The 12773-nt window shown below is 65.1% G+C and carries 14 protein-coding genes; 4 read left to right on the top strand and 10 right to left on the bottom strand.

The features are described 5' to 3' along the window. Positions 1-101 precede the first annotated feature (101 nt). Complete coding sequence (locus ACXR2T_RS06930; RefSeq protein ID WP_458838613.1) at positions 102-473, top strand: phage holin family protein; 372 nt, start codon at positions 102-104, stop codon at positions 471-473. A 71-nt stretch (positions 474-544) separates the two neighbouring features. On the opposite strand, the gene ACXR2T_RS06925 is transcribed toward ACXR2T_RS06930, so the two are convergent. Beyond that, positions 545-1759, bottom strand: a complete 1215-nt coding sequence (locus ACXR2T_RS06925) for a hypothetical protein (protein WP_458838612.1) — start codon at positions 1757-1759, stop codon at positions 545-547. 167 nt (positions 1760-1926) lie between these two features. Between ACXR2T_RS06925 and purB the strand changes: the two genes are divergently transcribed. From purB to ACXR2T_RS06910, 3 genes are all read left to right on the top strand, one after another. Beyond that, the gene (gene purB / locus ACXR2T_RS06920) at positions 1927-3312 is read left to right on the top strand and encodes an adenylosuccinate lyase (RefSeq protein ID WP_458838611.1); all 1386 of its coding nucleotides are present in this window, start codon (positions 1927-1929) and stop codon (positions 3310-3312) included. A 184-nt stretch (positions 3313-3496) separates the two neighbouring features. Continuing rightward, complete coding sequence (locus ACXR2T_RS06915) at positions 3497-4357, top strand: siderophore-interacting protein (protein WP_458838610.1); 861 nt, start codon at positions 3497-3499, stop codon at positions 4355-4357. Positions 4358-4490: 133 nt separating this feature from the next. Then, positions 4491-4931 (top strand): hypothetical protein, encoded by a 441-nt coding sequence (locus tag ACXR2T_RS06910; RefSeq protein WP_458838609.1) that lies wholly within the window; start codon positions 4491-4493, stop codon positions 4929-4931. A gap of 296 nt (positions 4932-5227) precedes the next feature. Here ACXR2T_RS06910 and ACXR2T_RS06905 read toward each other — a convergent pair whose 3' ends face one another. The 9 genes from ACXR2T_RS06905 to ACXR2T_RS06865 all read right to left on the bottom strand — a co-directional run bounded on the left by ACXR2T_RS06905 (position 5228) and on the right by ACXR2T_RS06865 (position 12766). Then, a complete protein-coding gene (locus ACXR2T_RS06905; protein WP_458838608.1) occupies positions 5228-5509 on the bottom strand; it encodes an ABC transporter ATP-binding protein in 282 nt (93 codons plus the stop codon). A gap of 20 nt (positions 5510-5529) precedes the next feature. Then, positions 5530-6132: a hypothetical protein gene (locus ACXR2T_RS06900; RefSeq protein WP_458838607.1), complete on the bottom strand. Its 603-nt coding sequence runs from the start codon at positions 6130-6132 to the stop codon at positions 5530-5532. 69 nt (positions 6133-6201) lie between these two features. After that, positions 6202-7581 (bottom strand): replicative DNA helicase, encoded by a 1380-nt coding sequence (dnaB, locus tag ACXR2T_RS06895; protein ID WP_458816736.1) that lies wholly within the window; start codon positions 7579-7581, stop codon positions 6202-6204. 523 nt (positions 7582-8104) lie between these two features. After that, positions 8105-8554, bottom strand: coding sequence for a 50S ribosomal protein L9 (gene rplI, locus ACXR2T_RS06890; protein WP_458816738.1), 450 nt, complete (start codon positions 8552-8554; stop codon positions 8105-8107). Between the two features lie 14 nt (positions 8555-8568). Continuing rightward, the gene (gene rpsR, locus ACXR2T_RS06885; RefSeq protein WP_017792729.1) at positions 8569-8829 is read right to left on the bottom strand and encodes a 30S ribosomal protein S18; all 261 of its coding nucleotides are present in this window, start codon (positions 8827-8829) and stop codon (positions 8569-8571) included. A 62-nt stretch (positions 8830-8891) separates the two neighbouring features. Further along, entirely contained in the window at positions 8892-9458 is a 567-nt protein-coding gene (ssb, locus tag ACXR2T_RS06880; RefSeq protein ID WP_458816740.1) for a single-stranded DNA-binding protein, read from the bottom strand. A 3-nt stretch (positions 9459-9461) separates the two neighbouring features. Further along, complete coding sequence (rpsF, locus tag ACXR2T_RS06875) at positions 9462-9824, bottom strand: 30S ribosomal protein S6 (protein WP_458816742.1); 363 nt, start codon at positions 9822-9824, stop codon at positions 9462-9464. Positions 9825-10484: 660 nt separating this feature from the next. After that, positions 10485-11294, bottom strand: coding sequence for a PIG-L deacetylase family protein (locus ACXR2T_RS06870; protein WP_458838606.1), 810 nt, complete (start codon positions 11292-11294; stop codon positions 10485-10487). Further along, complete coding sequence (locus ACXR2T_RS06865) at positions 11294-12766, bottom strand: CCA tRNA nucleotidyltransferase (RefSeq protein WP_458816746.1); 1473 nt, start codon at positions 12764-12766, stop codon at positions 11294-11296. Before ACXR2T_RS06865 ends, ACXR2T_RS06870 begins: the two co-directional genes overlap by 1 nt. Between the last annotated feature and the right edge of the window lie 7 nt (positions 12767-12773).

Genomic DNA, 12773 nt, shown 5'->3' with positions numbered 1-12773 from the left:
GCGCTAAGCCCAGAGTCAGCGCGCGCTGCCAGACTGGGCGCATGCGTTCCATCATTCGAGTACTCGTTGGCGCTTTCGCGCTGTGACTCACCACGCTGATCGTGAGCGACGGCGGCACCCGCGGCATCTGGATCGTGCCGATCAGCGACGACGACTACGCCCCGGCGGTCACACTCGTGTTGGTGGCGCTCGTGTTTGGGCTCGTCAACGGCACGCTGGGCCGCGTGGTGCGGTTCGTGTCGATTCCGCTGTACATCATCACGTTCGGCCTGTTTGGGCTGATCGTCAACGGCCTCATGTTTGCGCTCGTGGCGTGGCTGTCAGAGCTCGTGGCGTGGCTGTCAGAGCTCGCGGGCTTTGGGCTACGCATCGAAACGTTCTGGTGGGGCGTACTCGCCGCGCTCGTCATGTCGGTGCTCGCGGGCCTCATGAACGCGCTCCTGGGCACCGGCAAGAAGCGACCCAGGCGTTAGCTCACCCGCTCTGGGCTCCGGATCGCCACACCCGGCCAGCCCACCGCCGCGCTCTGCTCACCGCCAGCGAGCTACCACCACCCGAACGTCGCGTCGACGATGCGCGGCTCACCGTCGCGCCACGTAATGCCGCCCGACAGCGACGACGTGTCGCTGTCGAGCCTCGCCGCCGCGGTCGTGTCGCGCACCTCGAACTTGTACTGGTCGGTGGTGAACGACTTCGCACTGATGTCGCTGAGTCCCGCCGCATACTTCGCCACCGTGAGCGACGACAACCGCGTATTGCGGGTGATCGCGGGGCACGCCGCATCCATGTTGCCCGTCACGGCATCATTGCCTCCGATGCTCACGCAGCCATCGGCGTAGGCCGCCGCCTGGGTGAGAATCTCGTCTTCGAACGCCATGTTGAGGGAGGCCGTGAGCGACGCCGTCGCGGACTCGCCCCACACTCCGGCGACGAGCGTGGCGCTGCCGTCATCGCTTTCGAGGTAGCGGCCCAGGTCGCCCGCCGCCACCTCGTACACCCCCGGATACACGTAGACCGTCGCGCTGTCGTCGCCCGTCATCGTCTCTGCCAGCGTCACCTCGGTGCCCGCAACGTCGACGACCGCCGACACTGCGCCCGCGCTGACGGGAGTCTGAAGCGACAGCTGCGCCTCAGCGATCAACGGATCGTCAAGCTCCCACGTCTCAAGCACAACCAGCTCGCGCGGCCCCTGGTCCACGGTGAACTCGTGCTCAAACTCTTCGCCCGCGAGCGACATGCGCGCGAGCACGCGCGCCCCGTCGGCGCCACGCTCGAGCGTCTCGACCGAAATCACGTCAATGCGCTCGGTCGCCGACTCGAGCACCTCGTCGGTGAGCAGCGACGTGTCGGCCACGTTCGGGCTCACCATCTTCGAGGCCTTCGCCGCCTCACCGCTCGCGAGCAGGTCGAGGTACTGTTCAACCTGCGATGCCGGATCACGCGAATCGTTGATCAGCTTCACCGCGACCGCGGCCCCCGCCACGAGCAGCGCGAGCCCCACGCCCACACTCACCAAAGTGATCGTGCGGCGGCGTGACCTGCGGCCGCGCGGCGTGTTGTCGGGTTGCCACGTCTGTGGGCCGGCCGGGGTCCCGGCGGGTATACCGGGAGCCCCAGCGGCCATACCGGGAGCCCCAACACCAGCCCCGACCGCGGGCGGCTGCCACGCCTGCGGCTCTTGCTGCACAGGTTCAGGGTGCGGCACAGGTGATCCAGAGGAGGGCGGAAGCCAGGGGCCAGACGGTGGGGGCATCGACATAGGTCGAGCCTAGCAATGGGGTACGACACGGGAGGGAGGAGCGGGCATTGATCCGGAGCGAAAAACGCCTAGGCAAGCCGCGCGCAGGCGGCGAATGAGCTGCGCGCTAAAGAATGGGAGAATGGAGGGGATTTGCCCGTTATTCGCCGACACCGCACGGAGACCTCATGACGACCCTGCCCCCTCAGCCCATCAGCCCGCTTGACGGCCGCTACCGTGCCGCGGTGCAAGACCTCGGCAACACGCTCTCGGAGGCGGGCCTCAACAAGGCGCGCGTACACGTTGAGGTCGAGTGGCTCGCGTACCTCACCGAGCACTCGCTGCTGGGTGCGACCCCCGTCGCGGCCGAACAGCTGGCGAGCCTGCGCGAGTGGGCGGCGGGCTTCGGCCAGGCCGAGATCGACGAGCTCGCGGCGACCGAGAAGGTCACGCAGCATGACGTGAAGGCCGTCGAGTACCTCGTGCGCGCACGCCTCGAGAAGCAGGGCCTCGGGCACCTCGCCGAGCTGACGCACGTGTGCTGCACGAGCGAAGACATCAACAACCTGTCGTATGCGCTCACCGTGAAGCAGGCTGTGGCCGACGTGTGGCGCCCCCGCTTCGAGAAGGTCATCGCTGAGCTGGCACGCCAGGCCGAGCAGTACCGCGAGCTGCCCATGATGAGCCGCACGCACGGTCAGCCCGCAACGCCCACGACGCTGGGCCGCGAGCTCGCCGTGTTCGTGTACCGCCTCGAGCGCCAGCTCAACCAGATCGACGACATCGAGTACCTGGGTAAGTTCTCGGGCGCGACCGGCACGTTTGCCGCGCACCTCGCCGCCGACCCCGCGGTTGACTGGGTGCAGGTGTCGCAGGAGTTCGTTGAGGGCCTAGGCCTCGACTGGAACCCGCTCACCACGCAGATCGAGTCGCACGACTGGCAGGCCGAGCTGTACACGCGCATCGCGCACGCGAACCGCATTCTGCACAACCTCGCGACCGATATCTGGAGCTACATCTCGATCGGCTACTTCAAGCAGATTCCAGTCGCGGGCGCGACGGGCTCCTCGACGATGCCGCACAAGGTGAACCCGATTCGCTTCGAGAACGCCGAGGCAAACCTCGAGCTGTCGAACGCGATTCTCGACTCGCTCGCGGCGACGCTCGTGACGAGCCGCTGGCAGCGCGACCTCACCGACTCGTCGGCGCAGCGCAACATCGGTGTGGGCTTTGGCCACTCGGTGCTCGCGCTCGACAACCTTTTGAAGGGCCTGGGTCAGATCGACGCGGCGCCCGAGGCGCTCGCGTACGACCTCGACCACAACTGGGAGGTGCTGGGCGAAGCGATTCAGACCGTCATTCGTGCTGAGGTCACCGCGGGCCGCTCGACAATCTCTGACCCCTACGCTGCGCTCAAGGAGCTCACGCGCGGGCGCCGGATCGGGCAGGCCGAACTCGTCGAGTTTGTGCAGGCACTCGAGATCGGAGCCGAGGCGAAAGCGCGCCTGCTGGAGCTTACGCCCGCAACCTACATCGGTGACGCGGTGCGCCTGGTCGACTTCTTGCAGCGGTAGTCGGTAGTAGCCGCGGTGCTTGCCGCGGCCTCCACGGTACAGATGCGCCAGTTTGTTCGGTATAGAGCCCTCTATACCGAACGGACTGGCGCATCTGGCGTTTACGCGTGGGCCGCGACGGCGACAATGGTAGCGCTATACAGGCGGATAGGGCAGAGTGGGGGGAGTCCACGAAAGGATTGTAGTGACCAACGTAGATCTTGCAACCCGCTTTGCCCGCGAGGGCTCGCGCCACCGCTTCACCGCCCGCACCGTGTCTGTGACCCACGTCACCGAGGTCGCCGGCTTCATTCGCGTCACCCTCACGAGCCCCGAGCTGCATGACTGGGCAAGCTTCGGGCCGTCTGACCACGCGCGCACGTTTTTTCCGGATCCGGCCACGGGCGCCCTGGTCGCCCCGGCGCCCGCCGGGCCCGACATTGACGGCATTGTGCGCCCCGACGCTCCCATGCACGGGCGCGACTTCACGCCCATCAACATTCACGAGCACCCCGAGACCGGGCAGCGCTCGTTCGACATCGACATTCTGCGCCACGACAACGCGGGCCCCGCAGCGCGCTGGGCGGCGCAGGCTGAGGTCGGTGACGAGCTCGTCGTGGTGGGCCCCCGCGGCTCGCGTGCCGTCGCAAGCGCCGCGCCGCGCGTGCTGTGCTTTGTCGACGCGACCGCGTTGCCTGCTGCTGCACGCTGGATCAGCGAGATGCCCGCAGACGCCAGCGTGCAGGTTGTCGTTGACGCCTCGCCCGAGGCAGGCTCAGACGCAGTGTCACAGGCCGAGGAGTACCTGCGAGCCCAGTGCGGCCGCAAGGTGAGTGTGGTGGGCGCCGCCGTTGGCTTCGCCGAGGCCGCGGCCGAGCTGTCGATCGACGAGAACACGTACGTGTTTGCGGCGGGGGAGGCCGGCTCACTTGTGGCGCTGCGCCGTTTCGTGCGGCACGAGCTGAAGCTGCCGCGCGAGCAGTACGCGATCACCGGGTACTGGAAGCGCGGCGACGCCGCATTCGACCACCACGCGCCCATCGATCCCACCGACCTCGACGACTAACGTGGTGCGCCAGCTCGCTCCCATCATTCTGCACACGGGAGCGAGCGTGCATCAAACACATGGTGACGTGTACACTGTGTGCACACGCGGAACGCGCCATCCGACGTTCGCGTTGAATGTTTGGAGGACTACCGTGGGCACGCTCGTGGCAGACAATAGCCCGGCCAACGAAACGCATTTCGCCACCGTGCGGGCCGGACGAGAGCACTTGTCCGCGCTTGTCGACGCTGCGGCGGCTGGTAAACCCGCGTCTATTGCCCGACGTGAAACAAAGATTGCGGCCGTCGATTCCGCCCGATTGGTCGACTTTCTAGCGGCCACTATCCATGCCAACGCTCAGATGGTGAGCGAGCCAGATGGCTGGAGCCTGTTTCTTCCAGGGCTTCCTATCGCCGCCGATGGCGAAACGCTCGATGAAGTGCTTGATGAGGCGGTTGAAGCTCTCCGTTCATACTCCAGAGCTTGGGTTGAGCGCCTACGACTTGCACCGAATCACTCCGAGAACTGGGGCCTGGTGCAGCTTGTCGACGCGGCCTCAGACGATCGACTCAAAGCTTGGCTAGTTGCGCAATGAGATTTCCGACGGCGACAAGAAAAGACCATGAGCGTTTTTGTCTCACAGAAAAATGGACTCCGCGCGAACGCGCAACAAGCAGTAGGGGCACCCATCACCGCAACTACGAACTCACCCTGCATGATGGGCGAATACTCGCGACACGCATAAGCCACCCGGTGAATCGCACACGCTCTGGATCCTGCGAGTCGCAAGCTCCCGCAGGATGACGCGGGGGAAGCGCTCCCGCAGGATGACGCGGTGGAAACGCCCGCGCAGTGCGCGGGCGTTCTATTTGTACGAGGTTACGTGAGCGGCTAGTGCCAGACGTCGTCTGGGCTCTGCAGGTCTTTGCGTGCTTCTTCGTCTTCTGCGCTCGGCTTACCGCCGAGGCCCACGAGCGCCACGACCATCACCACAACGATAAACGCGATGCCCAAGAAGATCAGCGCGAGCACGATGTCGCGGGTCGTGAGCAGCACGACGAGGCCGGCGAACACCGCCAGCACGCCCGAGAAGCCGACGAGCTCGAGCGGCTTCAGGCGGTCGCGACGCGACGGGTTAATGGGATCGTTCTGGGCTGGTTCAGACTTAGACATCGTGTGCTTTCGGTCGGCGATCAGCTGGGGGAGTCAGCTGCGGAGTCAGTGGGAGCAGAAACTGTAGGGTGAGTCGCAGCGCCGCGACTATCGAAAGCTGAAATGCCGAGAAACACGCCGACGATGATCGCGTAAGCACCAAAGAAGCCGAGCACTGCAACCGCATCTTCGCGCGCGAGCAGAGTGAACAATGCGAGTAAAACGCCCGCCGCTCCCGTGAGGAAGGCGTCGGTACGGGGCACCTGCCGCACCGTCGCACCGATGAACTCGAGCAGGGCAGACACGAGCGCCCACGCCGCCACGACGACCGCGTAGCCCGTGGTCGATTCGGTAAATATCAGACCGGCAGCGGCCGCAAGTGCGACGATTGTGAGCAGCAGGGTCGCGGGGGAGCCGCCACGACTGCGTGCCGCGAGCCAAGCCACCGCGTGAGCGAGACCGATCGCCGCCAGCGCAAGCGCTGTCACCGTCACGTCGAAGCCCAGTTGCTCGTGCTGCGGCGCCGTGAACGTGATGACCATGCCCGCTGCAAGCAACACAACCACACGCAGCAGCTTGATGCTTCGGCTCTGTGTACCCTGCGGGGTCACTGAAGGCACACTCGGTGATGCAGTCGCGGTCATGACTTCCCTTTCGCCGCATCAAGTCTACTGCGCACGCCTCATCTTCGCCTGTGCGCGACGAGCAGCGGGCTACACCCCACTCGGCATGTCTTGGAACCGCGAGTAGTGGCCCTGAAACGCGACGGTGACGGTGCCGGTGGGGCCGTTACGCTGCTTCGCAAGAATGAAGTCAGCCTCGCCCGCGCGCGGGCTGTCACGGTCGCCGACCGCCTCACGGTGCAGCAGGATCACCATATCGGCGTCCTGCTCAAGCGAGCCGGACTCACGCAGGTCGCTGATCGCTGGCATCTTGTCGGCGCGCTGCTCTGATGCACGGTTCAGCTGGGACAGTGCGATGACGGGTACGTCGAGCTCTTTCGACAGCAGCTTGAGCGCACGCGAGAACTCACTCACCTCTTGCTGACGGCTCTCTACTTTCTTACCGCTCGAGAGCAGCTGCAGGTAATCGATGACCACCATCTTGAGGCCGTGCTGCTGCTTGAGCCTGCGGCACTTCGCGCGAATCTCAACGAGGGTCAGGTTGGGGCTATCGTCAATAAACAGGGGCTTCTCGGCGATGCGGGCCTGAGTCGCAGCCAGCTTCTGGAAATCCCGGTTATCGAGGGCGCCCTTACGCAGCGTTTGCATGGGGATCGTCGCCTCGGCGGCGAGTAGACGCATCGCGATCTCTGCGCGCCCCATCTCGAGCGAGAAGAAGACGGTGGGCGCGTCGGCGTGCACCGAAGCGTAACGGGCCACGTCAAGCGCAAGCGTCGACTTACCCATGGCGGGACGGGCTGCGATGATGATCATCTGACCACCCGCAAAACCATTCGTCATTGCATCGAGCTCGCTAAAGCCCGTGGGAACGCCCATCATGCCGCCGGTCGAGCTGCTCGCTTTGCTGATCTCTTCGAGAGCAGCGTCGACGGCGAGCGACAGCTGCACATAGTCTTCACCCTGTGACTCGCCTGTCACTCCGTAGATCTCTGACTGCGCAACGTTGACGAGGTCGATGGCCTCACCCTCGCCCGCGTAGCCCATCTGCACGATGCGCGTGCCAGCTTCGACGAGTCGGCGCAGCAACGCCTTCTCGGCCACAATCTCGGCATAGAAGCTCGCGTTGGCTGCCGTCGGCACGATGCTCGTGACGGTGTGCAGATAGTCCACCCCGCCGGCCCGCTGTAGCTCGCCTAGTTTGGTGAGCTCGTCGGTGACCGTGATGACATCGGTCGGCTCACCGCGTGAGTACAACGACAAGACTGCTTCGTAGATGACCTCGTGCTTGGGCACGTAGAAGTCGCCCCCGGTGAGCAGCCCCGTAACGTCTGCGACCGCGTCCTTCGACAGCAGCATGCCGCCAAGCGCGCTTTGCTCGGCGAGCAGGTCGTAGGGCGGGGTGCGCTCAAAGTTACGCGCCTCACCCTGGTGCGGGGGCTCGTCGGGGATACCGAGGTGTGCGATCGACACGCAACTACTCCTTACGATGCAAAATCAAACGACCAGCGAGGCCGCGGCGGAGCGTCTAACGTTCACGTTAGGCGCTCCGCCGCGGCCTCGCCAGCCCCGTCAAATCTACCTGTGGATAACTATGGGGAAAACTTGCCACGATTCACCACATTCTATCCACAGGCTTGGGGATAACCTGTGGATGAAATCTGGCATGTTAACAAAAACCGAATCATGACCTGGGGTTTACTGTTTCCACAGGGTAAAAGTTATTCAACCCTCAAGTGCTGGTTGAACCGCAGTTGTTAACAGCCCCTCTGTGGAGAACCGTACGAATGTTCGGTTGACAGCGGGGCGCTTCGGCCGGAGTGATCCGGCACGAAGACAGGCGCGGTTTGTGCGCCGTTCATGTGGGGTGGATCCTGCGACTCCTCCGTCGCGCAGGATGACAACGCGGGAAGCCGTCGCGCAGGACTGGGGGAACGCGAAAGCGGGGCGATGGGTCCGTAAGGAACCACCGCCCCGCTGTCAACGCGAGCGAGAGTTACCGCTGAGCGATAACCTGCAGCGTGATGCGTGCGTCAACGCCCTCGTGCAGGTGCACGACAGCCTTGTACTCGCCGGTCGTCTTGATCGCGGGAAGCACGACCTTGCGCTTGTCGATCTCGCCGAGGCCAGCCTCGGCAACGGCTGCTGCTACTGCGGCACCCTTGATCGAACCAAACAGACGGCCACCGGTGCCGGTCTTTGCGAACAGGCGGATCTTGCCTGCCTGCAGCTTGTCGCGGAGCGCCTGAGCGTCCTCGACCGAAGCGAGTGCGCGTGCGTCGCGTGCCGCGCGCAACGATGCAACCTGGGCCTCGCCACCGCGGGTCCAGTGAACACCGAAGCCCTGGGGCACGAGGTAGTTGCGAGCGTAGCCGGTCTTAACGTCAACGACGTCGCCAGCAGAACCGAGGCCTGATACCTCGTGGGTGAGAATTACCTTCGCCATGATGCGCTTCTCCTTTAGCGGCCAGAGCCGGCGTAGGGGAGGAGTGCCATCTCGCGGGCGTTCTTCACGGCCTTCGCGATCAGTCGCTGCTCCTGAACGGACACGCCGGTGATACGGCGGGCGCGGATCTTGCCGCGCTCAGAGATGAACTTGCGCAGTGTCGCGACATCCTTGTAATCGATGACGCCCACGGTCTGCTTCTTAGCGGGTGCTACGGTCTTTGCGTTCTTACCGCGACCCGGCTTGCGGCCTGCGCCGCTGGACTTGCCTGCCATTGTGGTCTCTTTTCGTGATGCGTTCCGAGAAACGGAACAAGAAGTAAATCGAAGCTCGCGCCCTAGAAGGGCTGCTCATCGTCGAAGCCGCCACCAAAGCCGCCGCCCGACCCTCCCTGACCAGAGTTGGTCCAGGGGTTGTCTTGCTGCTGCTGAGGCTGCTGAGCCTGGTGAGGCTGCTGCGGTGCGGCAGCCGGCTGTCCCCAGCTCGGCTGACCCGCGGGCTGCTGCGCGCCGCCGCCAAAGCCACCCACCTGACCACGCGCTTGACCGCGCGAGATCTGTGCAGTAGCGAAGCGAAGCGACGGGCCCACCTCTTCGACATCAAGGTCGAGTGAGGTGCGCTGCTGCCCCTGGTTATCGGTGTAGCTGCGCTGAGTCAGACGACCCTGCACAATTACCCGCATACCCTTCGTGAGCGATGCCGCAATGTTATCGGCGTATTCGCCGAATGCGCGGCATCCGAGCCACAGCGGTTCGCCGTCCGACCAGTCACCCGACTGGCGGTCACGCACGCGCGGCGTCGAGGCGATACGAAAAGTCACCCACGACTTGCCGGCCTGGCTTACGCGAGGCTCGGGGTCGGCAACGAGGTTACCGACAACTGTGATCAGCGGCTCACCGGCCATGAGCTACGCGCCCGCCTTTGCAGCGGCGCGTGCGGCCTTGGCCTGATCGCGCTTTGCCTGAGCAGCGCGCTGAGCGATGATCTCGTCAGTGCGCAGCACCTTGGTGCGCAGCACGGCCTCAGACAGGCCCAGCTGACGATCGAGCTCTGCGGTGGCTTCGTGCGAAGCGGTGAAGTTCACCACGACGTAGATGCCCTCGGTCTGCTTCTTGATCTCGTATGCGAGGCGACGCTTGCCCCAGATGTCGACGTTCTCGATGACGCCTTCAGCCTTGCTGATGACGCTCAGGAACTTCTCCATGCTGGGAGCCACGGTACGCTCGTCGATACCCGGATCGAGGATCACCATGAGTTCGTACGGATGCATGTACTGACCCACCTCCTTCGGACTTCACGGCCACAGGATTTCTGTGACAGGAGGGTGTTTGTGCATCGTGCCCACGCACGGCAAAGGTTCGCCGCGCACAGACAACTTGACTAGCTTACCACTGATATGGGCTGTGCCCTACCCCTGCGGCGGGGTTTCTTGCGTTCGCTTTTGCGCCCGGCGTGCGAACGCCCTCATCCCGGCGACCAGCCCACTGGACACAAGGCCGGCACCCGTCGCCCAGAGGAGTGCATCACCCAGGGCGGTTCCGAACGTGGTGGGAGGATGGAACCAAATCTTGTCCTCTCCCATGGCGGTCGGGGTGCGCACAATGATTTCATGCGCACCCGGGGTGCGAGCGCCGCAGCCCTCCCTGTTTCGAAACTCCTCACTGAGCCCGGGTGGTGGCTCAGCTGACAGGTACGTCACGTCGTACACCGGCTTTGGGCGGCCAATCATCATGCATCGGTTTTTGTCTCCCGTGTCTACGCGCGCGACAGCCCGCACCTGCTCGTGCGGCAACCCTTGGGTGTGTGACCACGCCCACACACCATTGCCACCCACCGCCAGCATGATCGCGCCCCAGACGAACGCACCCGCAAGCCATGGGTTACCGCGCACCCGGCGGACCCACGCACCCCGCGACGCCCAACTCACGGTCTAGTCCTGCGTATCGACGACCACGGCCCGACGAAACACCTCAACGGCGCCAATCGGCTCGCGCTGACCACCCACGTGTTCAAGCTCGTCACCGTCGACAAATACCTGGGTCGCGTGCGCGCGCAGGGCCGCGATCTTGCGATCAAGCCACGGCGCGACATCGTGTGCCTCATATTTTTGATCCGGATCATTGCCCGCGGCGGCCTGACTCTCTGCGGTCGTGATCTCCCAGAACGGCAGCTGCAGCGCCTGCGCGACAGCGCGGGCGAGGCGATGGGAGAGTACGTGGTCGGGGTGGCCGTAGCCGCCGCCGTCATCGTAGCTGACGATCACCTGCGCCCCCGACTGCTGCGCGGCCGCGAGCAGGTCGGTGAGGGGCTCAACGACGGGCACGCTCGTGAAAGCGTCGATGCCGGCATCGGGGCCAGCAGTCGCGCGGCCATCTGCCCCCCAGGCCATGCCCGAGTCTTCGTAGATAGCGGGCGGGTGCCCCTCGGCGCGCGCAGGATCGACCCCCAAAAACACGTGCCGCTCGAGCCCGAGCATGCCGAGCGCCGTGCGCAGCTCGTTCTGGCGGGCGACCGCGAGGCCGTGCGTGGCAGCGAGCGCCTGAAGCGGCCCCGCCATGACCTCGCCGCGTTCGCCGCGGGTCATCGTGACAAGCAACGGCTCGCGGCCGGCCTCGGAGAGCGCCGCGAGGGTGCCGCCCGTCGTGATCGTCTCGTCGTCGGGGTGGGCGTGCACGAACATCACGCGCGCCCGGCCGTCGAACCAGTCGGCTACCGCGGTGCGGTTTGCCTGTTCAGTCATTACTTCTCTTCCTCTGTGCTCGCGGAATGCTCTGTGCTCGCGGTGTGCTGCTCGGCCCACCAGGCTTGCAGCCGCTCGGTCGCAGCCGCTTCTCCGATGGGGCCTTCGTCGAGGCGCAACTCGAGCAGGAACTTGTAGGCCTGCCCGATCTGCGGGCCCGGTTTGATGCCCAGGATCGCCATGATTTGCTCGCCGTCGAGCTCGGGGCGCACGGCCGCCAGCTCTTCGGCCTCGGCGAGCTCTTGAATGCGGCGCTCAATGTCGTCGTAGGCGTGCTCGAGTCGCTCAGCCTTGCGGCGGTTGCGGGTAGTCACGTCTGCGCGCGTGAGAATGTGCAGCTGCTCGAGTTCACCGCCCGCGTCGCGCACATACCTGCGCACCGCCGAGTCGGTCCACTGCTGGTCGCTGTACCCGAAGAACCGCAGGTGCAGTTCAACGAGCCGTGACACCCGTTTGATCGTGTCGTTGTCGAAGCGCAGCTCGCGCAGTCGCTTCTTGGCGAGTTTGGCGCCCACCACGTCGTGGTGGTGAAAGGTGACACCGCCCGCTTCGAAACGGCGGGTCGCTGGCTTGCCGATGTCGTGCAAGAGCGACGCGAGCCGCAGCACCATGTCGGGGGCGGCCTGCGGGTCGTCGCGGCGCGCGATCTCGAGGTCGATTGCCTGCTGCAGCACGGTGAGACTGTGCTCGTACACGTCTTTATGGCGGCCGTGATCGTCTTGGGTTTCGACGAGCTCGGTGAGCTCGGGCAAGAACCGTTCGGCGAGCATCGTGTCGACGAGCAGCCGTATACCGGGCACCGGATCGTTTGCGCTGAGCAGCTTGACGAGTTCGTCGCGAATGCGCTCGGCCGAGATGATGTCGAGCCGATCTGCCAGCCGCACCATCGCCTCTTGGGTCTCGGGCACCACCTCGAAACCGAGCTGCGCCGAGAACCGGGCGGCGCGCAACATGCGCAGCGGATCGTCGGTAAACGAGGCCTCGGGGGCGCCGGGGGTGCGAATCTTGCGGGCGAGCAAGTCTTCGACGCCGCCCGACACGTCGACGAGACGCAGCTCGGGCAGCATGAGCGCGAGCGCGTTGATGGTGAAGTCGCGGCGCACCAGGTCACCCTCGATGGTGTCGCCAAACGTCACCTCGGGCTTGCGCGAGTCGTCGCGGTAGATTTCGGCGCGGTAGGTGGTGATCTCAACGGTTTCGCCGTGCACGCGGGCGGCGATGGTGCCGAAGTCGCGGCCCACGTCCCAAATCTTTACGCCGAGGGCGTCGAGTATGGCGCGGGTCTCGTCGGGCCTCGCCGAGGTGGTGAAGTCGAGGTCGGTGACGGGCCGCCCGAGCATCGCGTCGCGCACCGGGCCGCCCACGAGCGCAAACTCGTGTCCGTTTTGGGCGAAGGCCTGAGCAAGAGTGGCGACGGGGGCTGCGGCAGCAATCTCGCGCAGCGCGACCATAGATTCAGCAACAGAGGGCATCCGTATA

The sequence above is a fragment of the Leucobacter faecis genome (assembly GCF_054456635.2).
Note: the sequence above shows the minus strand (reverse complement) of the source record. Positions and strands in the feature narration are given on the sequence as shown.